The 17,902-nt window shown below is 50.6% G+C and carries 16 protein-coding genes; 9 read left to right on the top strand and 7 right to left on the bottom strand.

The genetic code is table 11. The features are described from left to right. Positions 1-39: 39 nt before the first annotated feature. A complete protein-coding gene (locus AB1E22_RS02745; protein ID WP_367593983.1) occupies positions 40-1,509 on the bottom strand; it encodes an amino acid permease in 1,470 nt (489 codons plus the stop codon). Positions 1,510-1,661: 152 nt separating this feature from the next. Then, positions 1,662-2,528 carry a DNA-binding transcriptional regulator YeiE gene (yieE, locus tag AB1E22_RS02750; protein ID WP_367593984.1) on the bottom strand — a complete coding sequence of 289 codons (867 nt, stop codon included), beginning with the start codon at positions 2,526-2,528 and terminating at the stop codon, positions 1,662-1,664. 104 nt (positions 2,529-2,632) lie between these two features. Between yieE and AB1E22_RS02755 the strand changes: the two genes are divergently transcribed. Both AB1E22_RS02755 and nfo read left to right on the top strand, forming a co-directional pair. Then, a complete protein-coding gene (locus tag AB1E22_RS02755; protein WP_367593985.1) occupies positions 2,633-3,682 on the top strand; it encodes a YeiH family protein in 1,050 nt (349 codons plus the stop codon). A gap of 66 nt (positions 3,683-3,748) precedes the next feature. Further along, a complete protein-coding gene (gene nfo / locus AB1E22_RS02760; RefSeq protein ID WP_367593986.1) occupies positions 3,749-4,606 on the top strand; it encodes a deoxyribonuclease IV in 858 nt (285 codons plus the stop codon). A gap of 60 nt (positions 4,607-4,666) precedes the next feature. Here the strand turns inward: nfo and fruA are convergent, their stop codons facing one another. Genes fruA through fruB form a run of 3 tightly spaced genes read right to left on the bottom strand, consistent with a single transcriptional unit; the run spans position 4,667 to position 8,443 of the window. Beyond that, a complete protein-coding gene (gene fruA / locus AB1E22_RS02765; RefSeq protein WP_367593987.1) occupies positions 4,667-6,358 on the bottom strand; it encodes a PTS fructose transporter subunit IIBC in 1,692 nt (563 codons plus the stop codon). A 16-nt stretch (positions 6,359-6,374) separates the two neighbouring features. After that, positions 6,375-7,313: a 1-phosphofructokinase gene (gene fruK / locus AB1E22_RS02770; protein WP_367593988.1), complete on the bottom strand. Its 939-nt coding sequence runs from the start codon at positions 7,311-7,313 to the stop codon at positions 6,375-6,377. Next, positions 7,310-8,443, bottom strand: a complete 1,134-nt coding sequence (fruB, locus tag AB1E22_RS02775; protein ID WP_367593989.1) for a fused PTS fructose transporter subunit IIA/HPr protein — start codon at positions 8,441-8,443, stop codon at positions 7,310-7,312. Before fruB ends, fruK begins: the two co-directional genes overlap by 4 nt. A gap of 370 nt (positions 8,444-8,813) precedes the next feature. Here fruB and setB point away from each other — a divergent pair, with 370 nt between their 5' ends. Next, positions 8,814-9,995 carry a sugar efflux transporter SetB gene (gene setB / locus AB1E22_RS02780; RefSeq protein WP_367593990.1) on the top strand — a complete coding sequence of 394 codons (1,182 nt, stop codon included), beginning with the start codon at positions 8,814-8,816 and terminating at the stop codon, positions 9,993-9,995. Here the strand turns inward: setB and AB1E22_RS02785 are convergent. Beyond that, positions 9,992-10,246: a YkgJ family cysteine cluster protein gene (locus AB1E22_RS02785; protein ID WP_367597308.1), complete on the bottom strand. Its 255-nt coding sequence runs from the start codon at positions 10,244-10,246 to the stop codon at positions 9,992-9,994. The two genes, setB and AB1E22_RS02785, sit on opposite strands and share 4 nt — an antisense overlap. A 157-nt stretch (positions 10,247-10,403) precedes the next feature. Here AB1E22_RS02785 and yeiP point away from each other — a divergent pair, with 157 nt between their 5' ends. Both yeiP and AB1E22_RS02795 read left to right on the top strand, forming a co-directional pair. Continuing rightward, positions 10,404-10,976, top strand: a complete 573-nt coding sequence (gene yeiP, locus AB1E22_RS02790; protein ID WP_367593991.1) for an elongation factor P-like protein YeiP — start codon at positions 10,404-10,406, stop codon at positions 10,974-10,976. Between the two features lie 395 nt (positions 10,977-11,371). After that, positions 11,372-12,052, top strand: coding sequence for an oligogalacturonate-specific porin KdgM family protein (locus AB1E22_RS02795; protein ID WP_367593992.1), 681 nt, complete (start codon positions 11,372-11,374; stop codon positions 12,050-12,052). Positions 12,053-12,133: 81 nt separating this feature from the next. Here AB1E22_RS02795 and uxuA read toward each other — a convergent pair whose 3' ends face one another. Beyond that, a complete protein-coding gene (gene uxuA, locus AB1E22_RS02800; protein WP_367593993.1) occupies positions 12,134-13,327 on the bottom strand; it encodes a mannonate dehydratase in 1,194 nt (397 codons plus the stop codon). Positions 13,328-13,536: 209 nt separating this feature from the next. Between uxuA and AB1E22_RS02805 the strand changes: the two genes are divergently transcribed. The 4 genes from AB1E22_RS02805 (at position 13,537) to mepS (ending at position 17,842) form a co-directional block, all read left to right on the top strand. Beyond that, positions 13,537-15,000 (top strand): mannitol dehydrogenase family protein, encoded by a 1,464-nt coding sequence (locus tag AB1E22_RS02805; protein ID WP_367593994.1) that lies wholly within the window; start codon positions 13,537-13,539, stop codon positions 14,998-15,000. A 124-nt stretch (positions 15,001-15,124) separates the two neighbouring features. Next, the gene (locus AB1E22_RS02810) at positions 15,125-16,105 is read left to right on the top strand and encodes a CobW family GTP-binding protein (RefSeq protein WP_367593995.1); all 981 of its coding nucleotides are present in this window, start codon (positions 15,125-15,127) and stop codon (positions 16,103-16,105) included. A gap of 41 nt (positions 16,106-16,146) precedes the next feature. Then, entirely contained in the window at positions 16,147-16,863 is a 717-nt protein-coding gene (locus tag AB1E22_RS02815) for a phosphatase PAP2 family protein (RefSeq protein ID WP_367593996.1), read from the top strand. A 412-nt stretch (positions 16,864-17,275) separates the two neighbouring features. Next, entirely contained in the window at positions 17,276-17,842 is a 567-nt protein-coding gene (gene mepS, locus AB1E22_RS02820) for a bifunctional murein DD-endopeptidase/murein LD-carboxypeptidase (RefSeq protein WP_367593997.1), read from the top strand. The last annotated feature ends 60 nt before the right edge of the window (positions 17,843-17,902 follow it).

Below are 17,902 nucleotides of genomic sequence, written 5' to 3' on the forward strand. Positions count from 1 at the left end.
GAAAATAAATAAGGGCGCGATAATCGCGCCCTTATGATGTTACTTTTTAAATGTGTTTGGGAAAGTCATTTCGCTGTATTTCACAAAACGTGTCCCTTTGGTTATCCGGTAACCGAACCAAATCGCCAGGAACAACGGAATACCAATGTAGGTCGCCGTTACGCCTGCCCAGTCAATCTTATCGGCCAGGAAGGCTTCATAGTTCTGGCCCAGAGTAATGATAAGGCACAGTACGAAGGCAAAGATTGGCCCTAGCGGGAAGAAGCCGGAAACATACGGTAAGTCTTTAAGATCACGCCCTTGTTTCACATAGCCGCGACGGAAACGGTAGTGGCTAACGGCAATCCCCAACCAGGCGATAAAGCCCGTCATACCTGAGGTATTCAGCAGCCACAGGTAAACCGTTTGGTTACCAAACATCGAAGTGAGGAAGCACAGGCCAGCAATCACAGTGGTTGCATACAGCGCGTTACGCGGTACACCACCTTTTGACAGCTTAGAGAAGATGTGCGGCGCTTTGCCATCGCAGGCCAGGGTGTAAAGCATACGGGTAGAGGCGTACATACCGGAGTTACCCGCAGACAGCACCGCCGTCAGGATAACTGCGTTCATTACCGCTGCCGCAGACAGCAGACCCGCATGTTCAAATACCAGTGTGAACGGGCTCACGCCGATGTCTTTCACATCATTGCGCAGCAGGCTCGGGTCGGTATAAGGAATGATCAGGCTGATAATCAGAATCGCGAACACATAGAACAGCAGGATACGCCAGAACACCTGACGCACCGCACGTGGAATGTTCTTGCCTGGATCTTCAGACTCGCCCGCCGCAACACCGATAAGCTCAGTCCCCTGGAAGGAGAAGCCGACTATCATTGCCACGCCTATCATGGCGGAGAATCCACCGGCAAACGGCGCATCGCCAATCGCCCAGTTGCTCCAGCCCGCAGGTTGCGCGCCTTTAAAGATGCCAAGAATCATCATCACGCCGACAATGATAAAAATGACTACCGTGACAACTTTAATCAGGGAGAACCAATATTCTGCTTCACCAAAACCTTTAACGGAGATGTAGTTAAGCAAGAACATGATGCCAAGGAACAATGCACTCCAGATCCAGCCTGGGGTATCAGGGAACCAATAGTTCATCACTAACTGTGATGCAACCAGGTCAACGGCGATGGTGACTGCCCAGTTGTACCAGTAGTTCCAGCCCAGCGCGAAGCCAAAGCCTTCTTCAACGTATTGTTGCCCGTAGGTCGCAAAAGAGCCAGAAACCGGCATATAAGCCGCAAGCTCACCCAGGCTTGTCATCAGGAAGTACACCATCAGACCAATCAGTATGTAGGAAAGTAATGCGCCGCCAGGGCCCGCTTGTGAAATGGTTGCACCTGAGGCAACAAACAGCCCGGTACCGATCGAACCGCCAATGGCGATCATCGTCAAGTGGCGCGCTTTTAGCTCACGACGTAAGCCAGGCGCTTGTGTGGTTTTATCTTGAGAAACCATAGAAAATTGCGGTCCTTCCAAAAAATGAGGCGCGATTGTAACAAATCATCCTCATTCATCCAGGATAAATACCCTGTTATAAGAGAGCTTCATGATCGACGGCGGATTATAAGCAAAGCACTTATAATCGGCTGGAATTCCAGGGATAAATCCTACTCTTCGCAATATTTCAAAAAACGCTGCAAAGCGTTAGAGATATGCTTTTGACGATGATGGATACGATAAAGCGTGCGTACAAGGCGTGGCAGCGGCACAGATACTTCCACCAGCGAGCCTGACTCAAGCTGCTCAGCAATCACTCTGCGCGACAGGCAACTGATACCCAGCCCATGACGCACCGCATGTTTAATCGCCTCTGAATTTCCAAGCTCCATCCCAAGATGAAACTGCGGCAAATGAGAAAGCAGCAGGTAATCGACAATTTCGCGCGTGCCGGAGCCTTTTTCACGCAGGATCCACTGCTGTTGAGCGAGGCTTTCCAGTGTGACCGGTTGCTTTAATAGCGGTGCGTCTGGTGAGGAAAATACCACCAGTTCGTCTTCAAGCCACGGTTCCGTGACCAGCTCAGTCATGTGGCTTGGGCCTTCAATCAGGCCGATATCAACCCGAAAATCCGCCACCGCATTGATTACGTCCTGGCTATTACCCACGCTCATCTCCAGCGGCAGCGAGGGGAAATCACGGCGATAGTGAGCAATCATTTCCGGCAGAATATAGTTGCCAATAGTGCTGCTGGCGTAAACACGAATGGCGCCGTTATCTTCTTTAAACAGTTGCTCGACTTCGGTTGCCTGCTCCAGCAACCCCACAACGCGAGGATATAACAAGCGCCCGTGTTCGTTGACCACCAGGCGTTTCCCTACCCTGTCAAACAACTGCACGCCCAACTGCCCTTCGAGATCTGACAGCGCCGCGCTCACCGCCGATTGCGACAGCGCCAGCATTTGAGAAGCCTGGGTGGTGGAACCGCTTTTAAGGACTTCGGCGAAGACTTCGAGTTGCCGTAGGGTGATATGCATGGTTGAGACGCCTTAACACTTATTCAGATTAATTATAAATATATAATCAATTTTATTTTTAAACCAGTAACCCTTACTCTTTTGCCAACACAAAGGAGAAGGTTATGGCTACGTTATCAATTCCCACTCATCGTCATACATTGTGGCATTTCCTGCCGGGACTTGCGTTGGCAGGCGCTATTACGGCGCTGGCGCTTTGGTTGGGCAATATTCCTTCCGTAGCGGGTCTTGGCCTCGGGGCATTAACACTCGCGATTTTGTGCGGGATGGTAATTGGCAACACGGTTTACCCGAAAATCTGGCAGCACTGCGACGGCGGAGTGCTGTTCGCCAAACAGCATTTACTGCGCCTTGGGATCATACTTTATGGCTTTCGACTGACGTTTTCACAAATTGCCGATGTCGGCGCCAGCGGCGTCATTATCGATATTCTGACGTTAACCAGTACTTTCGCCCTCGCCTGCTGGCTGGGTCAAAAAGTGTTTGGGCTGGATAAACAAACTAGCTGGTTGATTGGTGCCGGGAGCAGTATTTGCGGAGCAGCCGCCATTCTTGCAACCGAACCAGTCGTGAAAGCCGAAGCCAGTAAAGTGACGGTAGCGGTCGCAACGGTCGTGATTTTCGGTACCCTTGCCATCTTCATTTATCCCATGATTTATCCGTACGTAACACAGTGGTTCACACCGGAAACATTTGGGATTTACACCGGTTCAACCATGCATGAAGTGGCGCAAGTCGTTGCGGCGGGCCATGCGATTAGTCCTGAAACAGAGAACGCTGCGGTCATTGCAAAAATGCTGCGCGTCATGATGCTGGCCCCGTTCCTGATTTTCCTGGCGGCTCGGGTTAAACAGCTTGCTCCGGCAGGTCAGGCGCAAAAAAGTAAAATCACTATTCCTTGGTTTGCAGTGCTGTTTATTGTGGTGGCAATGTTTAACTCGTTCCACCTGCTGCCCGCCTCGGTTGTAAACGCCTTGATAACGCTGGATACTTTCTTGTTAGCCATGGCGATGGCGGCATTGGGTTTGACCACACACTTCAGCGCGCTGAAAAAAGCCGGTGTCCGCCCGCTGTTAATGGCGCTGGTGCTATTTATCTGGCTCATTGTCGGTGGCGGTGCGATTAACCTCGGTATCCACCATTTTATGGCCTGATATTTCTTCGCTAACCCGCTATCATTAGCCGTTTCCCGATAGCGGGTTTTGACAGGAGAAAGAATAATGAAATTTATTGGCGCACACGTCAGTGCCGCAGGTGGCCTGGAAAATGCCGCGATTCGCGCACACGAACTGGAAGCCACCGCTTTTGCCCTGTTCACCAAAAACCAGCGCCAGTGGCGTGCAGCCCCGCTGACCGAAGAAGTTATCACTCATTTCAAACGCGCCTGCGAAAAATATAACTACGGCCCGGGCCAAATCCTCCCTCACGACAGCTACCTGATTAACCTGGGTCATCCGGTTGAAGAAGCGCTGGAAAAATCCCGCGACGCTTTTATTGATGAGATGGAACGCTGCATGCAGTTGGGTTTGACGCTGCTGAATTTCCACCCGGGCAGCCACCTTATGCAGATCCCAGAAGAAGAGTGCCTGGCGCGCATCGCCCAGTCGATAAACATTGCGCTGGATAAAACCGAAGGGGTAACGGCGGTGATTGAAAACACCGCAGGCCAGGGGAGTAATCTTGGCTTCCGCTTCGAGCATCTGGCCGCAATTATTGACGGCGTGGAAGATAAATCTCGCGTGGGTGTTTGCATTGATACTTGCCACGCGTTTGCCGCAGGTTATGACCTGCGAACTGAAACTGACTGCGAGAAAACCTTCGCTGAGTTTGAACGCATTGTTGGTTTCAAATATTTGCGCGGCATGCATCTTAATGACGCAAAAAGCGCCTTTGGTAGCCGTGTTGACCGCCATAACAGCCTTGGCGAAGGTAACATCGGCCATACGCCATTCAGTTGGATTATGCGCGACAACCGTTTCGACGGTATTCCACTGATTCTGGAAACCACGAATCCAGATATTTGGGCCGAAGAGATTGCCTGGCTGAAGGCACAGCAGCACGAAGAAGCGGCTGCATAAGTAAAAAAGCTCCCTGCCAATGGCAGGGAGCTTAAAGGTATGGCGCTAACTGATTTGAAATTAAGCTGCTTTTACCGCTAACTCAGTTTCTGAACGTTTCAGGAAGGCATAAGACAGACCCGCCAGCAATGTTCCCGCTACTATCGCAATCAGGTAACCCAGAACCGGGGTAATCGCCCCAGGGATCAGCAGTACAAACAAGCCGCCATGCGGAGCCATCAGTTTCGCGCCCACCGCCATGGAAATTGCGCCGGTCACCGCGCCACCAACGATACAGCACGGCAGAACACGCATCGGATCACGCGCTGCGAAAGGAATTGCCCCTTCGGTGATAAAGCAAAGACCCAGTACCATTGCCGCTTTACCGCCTTCTTGCTGTGCTTTGTCGAATTTACGACGCGCAACCAGCGTTGCCAGACCCATCGCTAACGGTGGCACCATGCCTGCGGCCATAATCGCGGCCATCGGGGCATAAGTTTGCGTACTCAGTAAACCGACACCGAATGCGTACGCTGCTTTGTTCACCGGCCCGCCCATATCGGTACACATCATGCCGCCGAGGATTGCGCCCAGTAGTACTGCATTCGCGGTGCCCATGGTTTGCAGCCAGTGAGTCAAACCTTCGAGGATTTTCGCAACCGGCGTACCGATCAGGTAAATCATCGCCAGGCCAACCACCAGGCTTGAGAACAGTGGAATGATAAGGATCGGTTTCAACGCTTCCATACTGGCTGGCAATTTCAGCTTAGTGCTGATCATCTTCGCAATGTAGCCTGCGAGGAAGCCCGCAATAATACCGCCGATAAAACCAGACCCCGTGCTTACCGCCAGCATACCGCCGATAAGACCCGGCGTCAGACCCGGACGGTCAGCAATCGAGAAGGCAATGTAGCCCGCCAGAACCGGCACCATCAACGCAAAGGCTGAGCCCCCACCGATTTGCATCAGTGCGGCAGCAAGCGTACCCGGTTCTTTAAACGCTTCGATACCAAAAGCGAAGGAAAGTGCGATACACAAACCGCCCGCAACAACCATCGGCAACATGTAAGACACGCCGGTCAGCAGGTGGCGATAAGCGCCAGCGGACTCTTTTTTCCCTTCTTTGACAGCCGCAGTGCTCTGCCCTGCCGCTTCAAAAGGTGTTGCCTCAACTACCGCTTTATCCAGCTCCTGGGCGGTTTTCTTCAGCGCCAGACCGGTTGAAGTACGGTACATCGGCTTGCCAGCAAATTTCGCCAGATCCACTTCGATGTCCGCCGCCACAATCACCAGATCGGCTTCGGCAACCTCTTCCGGGGTAATCGCGTTACCCGCCCCCACTGAACCACGGGTTTCAACTTTCACCCACCAGCCACGTTTTTTGGCTTCGGTTTCAATAGCTTCCGCCGCCATAAAGGTATGCGCAACCCCCGTTGGGCATGCGGTTACCGCGACAACGCGTTTAGGCCCTTTTGCCTGCGCAACAGGCGTCGCACTGACCGGAGCGGTATACGGTTTCGCTTTGTCTTTCGCTTCACCTAAAAACAGTTCCGGATGCTGAACTGCACGGTCAATATCACCCAGATAGACCTTTTTGCCATTCAGCGAGCTATCTGCCGGAATAGCGTTGCCCACAACGATAGCCATATCGGCATCATTTGGGTTGTCGATAATCTGCATATGCGCTTTAAGCGCGACGGCACCGAGCAGCGTTTTCGCGAGGTAAGCGCGAGCCTGGCCGAGTCCCGGTTCGATAATCAGCAGCGTTTTCATTGTTCCTCTCCTGCTGTCAGTTAAAAGGTTTCAAATCAACACGGGCCATCATGGCCGCCAGTTGAGTGCGATCGGTGATCCCGACGTTGCTCTGACTTACCGCCAGCGCCGCGACTGCGGTTGCAAGGCGTAAGGTATGTTCGCTGGATTCACGCATTAACAGGCCGTAGATAAGCCCGCCCACCATGGAGTCGCCTGCACCCACGGTGCTGACAACTTCACACGCCGGTGGTTTCGCAATCCATTCGCCGGAAGCGTTAACCCACAGCGCACCTTCTGCGCCCAGAGAAATCACTACATGAGCAATCCCCTGTTCACGCAGCGCGTGCGCAGCCTCGATTATGTCTTTCATATCTGGAAGCTTGCGGCCCGCCCAGATTTCCAGCTCTCGGCGGTTTGGTTTCACTAACCACGGTGCAGCTTTCAAGCCAGCGACTAACGCTTCGCGGCTGCTGTCGAAAATAATGCAAGGGCACTGGCTGCGCAGACGGGTCATCCAGTCGGTGAACGCTTCTGGTGAAACGCCTGCCGGTAAACTGCCGCTCACGCAGACCATATCAAACTGGCCAAGCCAGCTTAGGGAGTCGGCAACAAAACGGTCCCAGTCGGACTGTGTGACTTCGAAACCGGAGAAATTGAAATCGGTCACTTCCCCGTCTTTCTCGGTCAGTTTTACATTGATACGTGTGCGGCCCTGCACCACCTGGAAGCGGTTGGCGATACCTAATTCGCTGAACAGTTGTTGAAAACCGTCCTGGTTATCTTTACCGAGGAAACCACCCACGGTGACGTCAATACCTAAATCTTTCAGGACTTTTGCAACGTTGATACCCTTACCCGCAGCATGCAGGCCAGTGGTGCGGACCAGGTTTACTTCACCCCGTTCAACTTCTGGCGTGTAACCGACGAGATCGTAAGCCGGGTTTAAGGTAATGGTTGCGACGCGACGACTCATGCTGCCCCCTCGCCAAGACCGGCTGCAACAGCTTCACCAATGGCTTTCAGCGCAAGTTCAGCGTCATCACCTTGTGCGGTAAAGCGCAGGTGGTGGCCTTTCTTCACGCCCAGCGCCACGACTTTCATCAGGCTGCGCCCATTGGCCGGTTTGCCGGTGCCATCAAGGTTTGTCACGGTAATCTCACTATTAAATTGTTTGATGGTGTTAACCAGCACAGTCCCGGGACGTGCGTGTAAACCATGTTCATTGCGGATCTGGAACTCAGCGCTCAGGGTATTTTGTGCGGGAGCCACATCGCTGGTCAGCAACGTCAGCAGCGCTGGCGCATCGGCGTTCAGCAAGCTTTCAGCCGTCTTGTTAATCAACATATCGCTCAGGCGATTAAGCACCTGTAGAGGTTGGTCGTCGGCCACAGCAACCGTCATCAACAGTGATACCGGTTGGCCTTCAGTCTCAAAGGTCGCAGCGGGACGGCTGATAGCCACTGCGCTTGCGAGGTTGCCTTCAGGGCTGTCATTGAGCCAGATACCCTGCCCAAGATAGAGCGGCTTGCTGGAAACGACATTGCTGACAAAGGCCGCATCTGCCGCCCCCGCCTGTTTGATACGCCCGGCATTCAATGCCTGCAACGTCATCAGGTCAGTAGCGGTAACATCCAGCGCCAGTAACGAGTTATCAAACAGCAAGGAGGCGGATTGTTTCTCCCCCATCAATAGCGCGCGAAGCTCTTCTGCTGATGTTGCCGTTTTGAGTTGTTCAGCGACGTTGTCGTCACTGAGCACATGCGTCAGCTGACGCAGCAAACCAAGGTGCTCATCGGAACTTGCTGCAATACCGATTGCCACATAGGCGGTTTGGCCTTCGCCCCACTCGATGCCCTGCGGAAACTGGAACACCTGAACGCCAGTTTTCAGCACTAAATCGCGGGTATCGGTGGTGCCGTGTGGAATCGCAATACCGTTGCCAAGATAAGTCGAAGTTTGCAGCTCACGCGCCAGCATACCTTCAACGTAGCCAATGCTGACGTTCCCAGCCTGCGCGAGTGCAGCGGCAACCTGACGTATGGCTTCTTCTTTATTTCCGGCGCTTGCCCCCGGATGAATGTCCTGCACAGATAACTGGAACATGGATCTCCTCTCTTGCTGAATTGAAACGATTCAGCCGCTATGAGAAAAAATGCGCCATCCCACTCCTGATACTAAATAAGACGACGCTGAAACGTTTCAATCAGTGTGGAGATTCCCCACGATTCAGGCAAGAGATGTTGTGATTTCGTTATCGGAATTTAGAGGTTACGCACATTTTCAGCGCTAATCACGTGGAAAAAGTTAGCAACATCACTGTACCTTCAGCACCCCATTTATTAACTTCAGCTTTTGCTGAACAACATAAGGAACGGCGTTTTAGCTTTCCGTGTCGCTTTTGATTTGAACAACTATTTATTTACGAACAAGGCGCGTAAACTCCGCGCGTTCATTGATTAGCGACGCAGAGAGCATGCAAAACTCCCCCATAGCAGCAACCCGTAAGCCCCTTGATTTAACATCTTCTGCCTTTTTGATTGTAGCTTTTTTAACCGGAATTGCGGGCGCATTACAAACGCCCACGCTGAGCCTGTTTCTGACAGAAGAAGTTCATGCCCGCCCCGCGATGGTTGGCTTCTTTTTCACCGGCAGCGCAATCATCGGGATTTTGGTTAGCCAGTTTCTTGCGGGCCGTTCAGATCGCAAAGGCGATCGCAAATCGCTTATTTTTGTATGCTGCTTATTGGGCGCTTTAGCCTGCGTGCTGTTCGCCTGGAACCGTAACTATTTTGTGTTGCTGTTCGTCGGCGTTTTCCTCAGCAGCTTCGGCTCCACCGCTAACCCGCAAATGTTTGCTCTGGCGCGCGAACACGCTGACCGCACGGGCCGTGAAGCGGTGATGTTCAGCTCAATTTTGCGTGCTCAGGTTTCGCTTGCCTGGGTCATTGGGCCACCTATCGCCTATGCCCTGGCTCTGGGTTTTGGCTTTACCACCATGTATCTCAGCGCCGCTTTTGCGTTTGTGGTTTGCAGCGTCATGGTGCGAATGCTGTTGCCGTCCATGCGTAAAGAGGTGGTGACGAAAACGACCACGCTTGAAGCGCCACGACGCAACCGCCGCGACGCGCTGCTGCTGTTTGTCGCCTGCACCATGATGTGGGGATGCAATAGCCTCTACATCATTAATATGCCGCTTTACATCATCAATGAGTTACATCTGCCTGAGAAACTGGCGGGCGTGATGATGGGAACGGCTGCCGGCCTTGAAATCCCAACGATGCTCATCGCGGGCTATTACGCTAAACGCTTTGGGAAACGTTTTCTGATGCGGATCGCGGCGGTAGCGGGTTTGCTGTTCTACATTGGGATGCTGACGCTGCATAACGAATTCATGCTGCTAGGTCTGCAACTGCTGAACGCAATTTTCATCGGCATTCTGGCAGGTATCGGCATGTTATATTTTCAGGATTTAATGCCGGGTCAGGCGGGGGCGGCGACCACGCTGTATACTAATACCACGCGTGTTGGCTGGATTATTGCCGGGTCAATGGCTGGTGTGGTGGCTGAAATCTGGAACTACCACACCGTGTTTTATATCGCGCTGGGCATGATTGCCATCACGGCTTATTGCATGGCGCGCATTAAAGATATTTAAGGCGCTGTCGCGGCCTCAAGATAAATAAGGTAATCCATGGCCTGCTGGCGATTTGTGCCACACATTTCGCGGCTGGCCTGTAAGCTCGCGCAAACCTTCGGGCGCAACGGTGAAGTGAAAATCTTGCACATGAAGTCATCAGCAAGTTGAACGCATCGCGTATTCGCCGGTTTGCCATTGGGCATGCCAGGGATCGGGCTTGATACAGAAGGCGCGGTGCAACACGCGCCGCAATCGGGACGGCAGTCCATCAGCAATGCTCCGGTGGGCTGACAAGGATCTGGACTGTAGCAGTAGCGACGCGGCTTTACCATGTCGATTTACCCATTAAATCCGCTTGCCTGAACTGCGCCTCGCGAGTAATTTGTCGCAATATTTTCGCTCCTCAATTTTTTACAGGAAACATCGATGGCAAGAGCTAACGAAGTCAAAAAAGGTATGGTACTGAATTACAATGGCAAACTGCTGATTGTTAAAGATATTGATATTCAGGCACCGAGCGCTCGCGGCGCTGCAACGCTTTATAAAATGCGTTTTTCTGATGTCCGTACCGGCCAGAAAGTTGAAGAGCGCTTTAAAGGTGACGATATTGTCGACACCATTACTCTGACCCGCCGTTACGTTGACTTCTCGTACATCGATGGCAACGAATACGTGTTCATGGATAAAGAAGATTACACCCCGTATATCTTCACCAAAGATCAGATTGAAGAAGAGCTGCAATTCATTCCTGAAGGCGGCATGCCAGACATGCAGGTTCTGACCTGGGATGGCCAACTGCTGGCGCTTGAATTGCCGCAGACGGTAGATCTGGAAATTATTGAAACGGCTCCAGGCATTAAAGGTGCTTCTGCAAGCTCCCGTACTAAGCCTGCAACCCTTTCCACAGGTCTGGTGATTCAGGTTCCAGAATATATGGTTAGCGGTGAGAAGATCCGTATCCATATCGCTGAAAAGCGTTCTATGGGTCGTGCCGACTAAGAAACCTAAACGTACCTATACGGTACGTTGCAAATGGGTACCGAACCTCACGCTTTTGTGGGGTTCTTTTTTATCTATACCTTCCTGAATATTCTTTTATTTCTGCATTAATCCTTCTGCAAAATATTCATATTATGTATGTATTTCTTTAATATATAAATAAAAACACTTTATCTCATTTCTTGAAAAAACCGACACAGTGATCCTTGTCTATTTATTCTTCTTTTTTTTGCCACAAGTTTCATTCCATGGCAAAACTAAAAAGGTTTCAATCTTCGCGCTTAAATAAAATCAGCAGCGTCACCAGGGAACCACACCTTATTTAACCCCACCATTATTTTGAATGATGGAGGTTAGATTGGATTTTATCCGATTTTTTCTTTAAAGGGATTACCATGAAATATGGATATGCTTTATTACTCGTTCCATTATTAACAGCAACCGCTCACGCGGGATATGTTGATTATCGACATGAGTATTATGATGATGGCCGAAATTATGACCGTGTTTATATGTCTCACCGCTTCGGTACAGGGTTTGGTGTGGCGGTGGAGGCGGTCTCACGCTCCAACGACGCACAATCTAATGATGCCCTCAATAACATGGAGAGTAACAGCAATGAGTACACAGCGAGTTACCAGTTTGAGTGGCAGAGCCTCATCTGGCAGCCCGGTATCGCCGTAGAGACGGGGGATGATATGACCCTCTACAAACCTTATATTCGGGTGCAATATAATATAGATGACAGTTGGTGGACCGCCTTCCGTTACCGCTTTGAGTATGCACGGCGCAATAGCGATGGTAAAGATGACCGCATGGTTTACCGTCCGGAAGTATGGCTAGGTTATAATATCAGTGACTGGATGTTTGAACTGAATGGGATTTATAAAATTGCCGATAACGAGGATTTGTACAATAACAAAAAAGAAGACTATGAATATAATTTCCGTATCGCCTATAAAATAGGTTCCTGGGTTCCTTTTGTTGAAGTGGGAAATGTTTCCTCTGGTTATAACACGGCGACAACATCAGATCGTCAAACCCGTTATCGTATAGGGCTAGGCTATAACTTCTGAGCGTAAATTATAATAATTAAAACACGAATGTACCGATAATAAAAACGCGCCATGAGGCGCGTTTTTAAATGAATATTCAGCTTACTTCAGCAGATCCGGGAACATCGTCTGTTTCAGAGCCAGTTCCACACCGCGCACTTCTGCCAGCCCTTTCAGGCGGCCAATCGCAGAATAACCCGGGTTGGTTTTCTTGTGCAGATCGTCAAGCATTTGATGACCGTGGTCCGGACGCATCGGAATCGGACGCAAATCACCACTGTTTTTACGGCGCTGCTCTTCGGTCAGAATCGCTTTCACCACCGAAACCATGTCTACGTCACCCTGCAGGTGAGCGCCTTCATGGAAGGTTTTCGGGTTATCTTCACGGCAAGTTGCACGCAAATGGGTGAAGTGAATACGGTCGCCGAACGTTTCAATCATACGAACCAGATCGTTATCCGCGCGAACGCCGTAAGAACCGGTGCACATGGTAAAGCCGTTATAGATACTATCGACGGTTTCTTTCAGCCATTGCATATCTTCGATGGTTGAAACAATACGCGGCAAGCCGAGGATTGGGCGCGGTGGATCGTCCGGGTGAACCGCCAGGCGAACGCCGACTTCTTCCGCCACCGCAACAATTGCGCGCAGGAAGTATGCCATGTTTTCGCGCAACTGGTCTTTGCTGATGCCGTCATATTCAGCCAGGCGTGCGTGGAATTGCTCAAGGGTATAACCCTCTTCTGCACCCGGTAAACCCGCGATGATGTTACGCGTCAGCTTCTCTTTTTCAGCATCGGACATCGCGTTGAAGTAGCTCTGCGCCTGGCGCTGCTCTTCTTCACTGTAATCTGCCTCAGCGCCTTTACGCTTGAGGATATGCAGCTCGAATGCCGCAAAGGCAATCTGATCGAAACGCAGCGCTTTGGAACCATCTGGCAACTCATATTCCAGGTCTGTACGCGTCCAGTCCAGAATCGGCATAAAGTTGTAGCACACGGTGTCGATGCCACACGCGGCCAGGTTACGAATGCTTTGCTGGTAGTTTGCAATATGCTTATCGTAATCACCGGTGTGAGTTTTAATTTCTTCGTGCACCGGAATACTTTCTACTACCGACCAGGTCAGGCCTTTTGCGGCCAGTACGGCCTGGCGCTCTTTAATATCAGCGACCGGCCAGACTTCACCATTTGGGATGTGATGCAGAGCAGTAACGACACCGGTCGCGCCCGCCTGACGCACATCATCCAGAGATACCGGGTCTTTCGGGCCGTACCAACGCCATGTTTGTTCCATCGACAGTTCCTCAGTTAAGTTGTCATACCAATTTTACAATGCTGTATTGACTACTACCATACCGGATTCTTCTTTATGGTCAAATTCTGCGGTAATTTTGGTTGATCCAGCTCACATTAAAGGGATAAAGCCAGCACACCAATTTAATTTGTTGTCATATAACTTTAGACTGCGCAATGTTACTAATTCGTTAACCAGGATTTGCATTTATGAATACAATTGCTTCGGTCACGCTCCCTGCCAGTGTCCAACAACCGCGCTATGACCGTCGGGCGTTAAAAACCCGTATCGTCCATTTCGGCTTTGGTGCGTTTCACCGTGCGCATCAGGCATTGTTGACCGACCGCGTGCTTAATAAGTTGGGCGGCGACTGGGGCATTTGTGAAATCAGCCTGTTTAGCGGCGATAAGCTGATGAGCGCGCTGCGGGCGCAGGATCATTTATACACCGTGCTGGAAAAAGGGCGCGACGGTAATCAGGCGATTGTTGTCGGGGCGGTTAACGAATGTCTGAATGCGAAACTGGATGGGCTCGATGCGATTATCGAGAAATTCTGCGAGCCGCAGGTCGCCATTGTCTCCCTTACCGTCACGGAAAAAGGCTATTGCATCGATCCGGCAACCGGCAAACTCGACGGCAATAACGAACGTATTATTCACGATCTGCAAAACCCAACGGAGCCACATTCTGCGCCGGGGATTCTGGTGGAAGCGCTTAATCGCCGCCGCGAACGTGGGCTTCGTCCATTTACGGTGCTGTCTTGTGACAATATTCCCGATAACGGCCATGTTGTGCGTAACGCAGTGATTGGCATGGCAGAAACACGCAGTCAGGAATTAGCCGACTGGATTCGTGAACATGTGACATTCCCAAGCACTATGGTGGACAGAATCGTCCCTGCGGCCACGCCTGAATCCTTGCAAGAAATCACCGATACCCTGGGCGTTGAAGATCCGTGCGCGATTTCGGGTGAACCGTTTATCCAGTGGGTTATTGAAGATAATTTCGTTGCGGGCCGCCCGGCGTGGGAAGAGGTCGGCGTGGAAATGGTTGACGATGTCATGCCCTGGGAACAGATGAAGCTGCGCATGCTCAACGGTAGCCACTCGTTCCTCGCTTATCTCGGGTACCTTGCGGGCTATCAGCATATTAATGAATGCATGGCCGATGAAAATTTCCGCCAGGCCGCACTCCGATTAATGATGCAGGAACAAGCGCCAACGCTGCGCGTGACCGGAGTGAATTTGCAGCAGTATGCGCATAATTTACTTGAGCGTTTTGATAATCCGGCACTTAAACACCGCACCTGGCAAATTGCCATGGACGGTAGCCAAAAATTGCCGCAGCGTATGCTGGAAAGCGTGCGCTGGCATCTGCAACAAGGCGATGCGTGGCCATGCCTTGCGCTGGGAGTCGCTGGCTGGATGCGTTATGTCAGCGGCATCGACGATGCCGGGAACGAAATTGATATTCGCGATCCGCTATCCGCGAAAATAAAAACCCTGGTTGATAACAGCTCCGGGGCAGAACGCGTAGCCGCCCTGCTCACTCTGCATGAAATTTTTGGCAGCGATCTGCCCGCTGATGAACAATTTGTTGAACACGTCACCGCGGCGTGGAATGAGCTTGAGAATAAAGGTGCACGCGCGGCCGTTGCTAATTTAGCCAAATAATTTATCACCCAATGCTTTAATTCAATTTCACAAGGATGTGAGGCACTCTTGGGCTTCAAATTTTGGCAAATGTTGTTCAGGATAGGGGGTATTAAGCCCTCACGTTAATCTGTCCGGAGCAACTGTGACGAAAACGAACCTGATTACCGGTTTCCTTGGTAGCGGAAAAACCACCACTATTTTGCATTTACTGGCCAACAAACCCGAACATGAAAAATGGGCGGTGCTGGTCAATGAATTTGGTGAAGTTGGCATCGACGGTGCACTGCTCGCCGACAGCGGCGCATTATTAAAAGAGATTCCCGGCGGCTGCATGTGCTGCGTAAATGGCCTGCCAATGCAGGTGGGGCTGAATACGTTGCTGCGCCAGGGCAAACCTGACCGTCTGCTCATTGAGCCCACAGGCTTAGGCCATCCCAAACAAATCCTCGATATGCTTACCGCCGAAGTCTACCAGCCGTGGCTTGAGCTCAACGCAACGCTTTGTTTACTTGACCCGCGCCAGTTGCTGGATGAACGAGCGGTGAGTAATGACAATTTCCGCGACCAGCTAGCCTGCGCCGACATCATCATCGCGAATAAAGAAGACCGGGCAAGCGAAGAAAGCCGCAATGCACTTAATACGTGGGTAGAGCAGGATGGTGCCGGGCGGGAAATCGTCGCTGCGAGTAACGGTAAAATCGACATTAGCCTGCTTGATAAACCCCGGAAAAATCTGCGCGAATTACCGTCCAGCCCCGATCATAATCACAGCCACGCCGCAAATCGCGGTCTTGCAGCGTTAAGCTTGCCTGAGCATCAGCGCTGGCGGCGCAGCATCAATAGCGGACAGGGTTATGTCGGTTGCGGTTGGATTTTTGATGCCGACACTATTTTTGACACCGTGGGTATTCTGGAATGGGCGAGACTCGCACCGGTCGATCGCGTAAAAGGTGTTTTACGAATTGCCGAGGGTTTAGTGCGAATTAATCGACAGGGCCTTGATTTTCATATTGAAACGCAAAACGTAGCACCACCGGACAGCCGCATAGAGCTTATTCACAGTGATGAAGTTGACTGGAATGCGTTGCAAAGTTCGCTGTTGAAGCTACGTTTAAGTTTGTAAGTCTACCCTTTCGCCTTTGTTAAGATATTTAGTGATTTTGCATGAATAATATTCGACTGCCACGCATTCTGCTGCTAAACGCACTGGGATTAGCATTATTTTTCAGTTGGTATCTGCCCGAGGGGCATGGCTACTGGTTTACCCTGGATTCCAACATTTTCCATTTCTTTAATCGTGAATTGGTTAAGAGTCACGCCTTTTTGGTGCTGGTCGCCGTGACCAATAACCGGGTGTTTGACGGCATTTCACTCCTGGCGATGGGTTCCCTGTTTTTCTTCTACTGGAGAAAAGAGGACGCTACAGGCCGCCGCCGCATGTTCATCATGGGCATTGTGATGCTATTAAGCGCGGTGATTATCAATCAGTTCGGCCATTTGATTCCGGAGTCACACGTCAGCCCTACGCTTTATTTCACCGATATCCATCGTGTAAGCGAACTGCTGCATTTTCCGACTAAGGATGCTTCTAAAGACAGTTTCCCTGGCGATCATGGATTAATGCTGCTGATTTTCACCGGCTTCGTACTGCGCTATTTCGGCAAAAAAGCGTTCGGTATTGCGGTTATTATTTTCCTGATTTTCATCATGCCGCGCATGATGATTGGCGCACACTGGTTTACAGATATCTTCGTGGGTTCATTATCCATCGCTATTGTTTGCCTGCCATGGGTGCTATTAACCCCATTAAGCGACGGGTTAATTAATGTTCTGGATCGTTACTTACCCGGCAAGAAAAAACAATTTATCAACACAAAATAAACATTGCTTACCGCGAGTCATCAGGGATCGGAAACGATCTCTGATATTTTTCCCGCCCGCCTTCAAAACTGTCTACTATTTAACCTTGCCAAATTTTCACAAAAATGAAGCACCTGCACAGAAAACCACCAGTTACGATTAACAAATGCGCAATATCACTTTTCATCTATTAACATCACAATTTCTTATAAAATTTTGGACAAAAGCGCTCGCCATGCCCTGGTTGATAAGGTATCTTCGGATACGTTTTGCGCTAACCGTCGATTCATTTGTTATATGAATAATTTTGTGCGTCAAACCACAGTTTTGTTCATTAGCGTTTGTTTAGAAGCGCACAGGTAATTAGTCTCGTCACGTTGGTAATTTGTATAACGATATTTATCGTTAAGGACATCAAGGGATAATAAACATAATGGTCAGATCTCAGCCGATTTTGAGATATATCTTGCGGGCTATCCCCGCGATTGCTGTGGCAGTAATGCTGTCAGCATGTAGTTCGACAAACACCGCAAATATGCATTCTGAGACGCATGCAGTCAGCAATAAAGATGGTTTTTTACTGCAAGCCTCTCAGGATGAATTCGAAGAGATGGTCCGTAATGTAGATGTGAAATCACGTCTCATGGATCAATATGCAAGTTGGAAAGGCGTGCGTTATCGCCTCGGTGGCAGTAATAAAAGCGGCATTGATTGCTCTGCATTTGTGCAGCGTACATTCCGCGAACAATTTGGTTTAGAGTTGCCTCGTTCAACGTCTGAACAGCAGGATTCAGGTAAATCGATTTCACGTAGTAAATTACGTACCGGCGATTTAGTTCTGTTCCGCGCAGGTTCAACGGGTCGACATGTTGGTATCTATATTGGTAATAACCAATTTGTACATGCTTCCACCAGCAGTGGTGTGACGATTTCAAGCATGGACGAACCGTACTGGAAGAAGCGCTACAACGAAGCGCGACGCGTACTGAGCCGCAGTTAATGCGCATTTTGCTGGCAGTTACTCCCTTGGCTGCTCAGCAAGAAATCAATATGACGAGAC

It is taken from the genome of Buttiauxella gaviniae (genome assembly GCF_040786275.1).
Classification (GTDB): domain Bacteria; phylum Pseudomonadota; class Gammaproteobacteria; order Enterobacterales; family Enterobacteriaceae; genus Buttiauxella; species Buttiauxella gaviniae_A.

Excerpts from the sequence above, each read along its gene's own strand:
- AB1E22_RS02745 (WP_367593983.1), bottom strand. The coding sequence starts at position 1,509 with ATGGTTTCTCAAGATAAAACCACACAAGCGCCTGGCTTACGTCGTGAG.
- yieE (WP_367593984.1), bottom strand. The coding sequence starts at position 2,528 with ATGCATATCACCCTACGGCAACTCGAAGTCTTCGCCGAAGTCCTTAAA.
- AB1E22_RS02755 (WP_367593985.1), top strand. The coding sequence starts at position 2,633 with ATGGCTACGTTATCAATTCCCACTCATCGTCATACATTGTGGCATTTC.
- nfo (WP_367593986.1), top strand. The coding sequence starts at position 3,749 with ATGAAATTTATTGGCGCACACGTCAGTGCCGCAGGTGGCCTGGAAAAT.
- fruA (WP_367593987.1), bottom strand. The coding sequence starts at position 6,358 with ATGAAAACGCTGCTGATTATCGAACCGGGACTCGGCCAGGCTCGCGCT.
- fruK (WP_367593988.1), bottom strand. The coding sequence starts at position 7,313 with ATGAGTCGTCGCGTCGCAACCATTACCTTAAACCCGGCTTACGATCTC.
- fruB (WP_367593989.1), bottom strand. The coding sequence starts at position 8,443 with ATGTTCCAGTTATCTGTGCAGGACATTCATCCGGGGGCAAGCGCCGGA.
- setB (WP_367593990.1), top strand. The coding sequence starts at position 8,814 with ATGCAAAACTCCCCCATAGCAGCAACCCGTAAGCCCCTTGATTTAACA.
- AB1E22_RS02785 (WP_367597308.1), bottom strand. The coding sequence starts at position 10,246 with ATGGACTGCCGTCCCGATTGCGGCGCGTGTTGCACCGCGCCTTCTGTA.
- yeiP (WP_367593991.1), top strand. The coding sequence starts at position 10,404 with ATGGCAAGAGCTAACGAAGTCAAAAAAGGTATGGTACTGAATTACAAT.
- AB1E22_RS02795 (WP_367593992.1), top strand. The coding sequence starts at position 11,372 with ATGAAATATGGATATGCTTTATTACTCGTTCCATTATTAACAGCAACC.
- uxuA (WP_367593993.1), bottom strand. The coding sequence starts at position 13,327 with ATGGAACAAACATGGCGTTGGTACGGCCCGAAAGACCCGGTATCTCTG.
- AB1E22_RS02805 (WP_367593994.1), top strand. The coding sequence starts at position 13,537 with ATGAATACAATTGCTTCGGTCACGCTCCCTGCCAGTGTCCAACAACCG.
- AB1E22_RS02815 (WP_367593996.1), top strand. The coding sequence starts at position 16,147 with ATGAATAATATTCGACTGCCACGCATTCTGCTGCTAAACGCACTGGGA.
- mepS (WP_367593997.1), top strand. The coding sequence starts at position 17,276 with ATGGTCAGATCTCAGCCGATTTTGAGATATATCTTGCGGGCTATCCCC.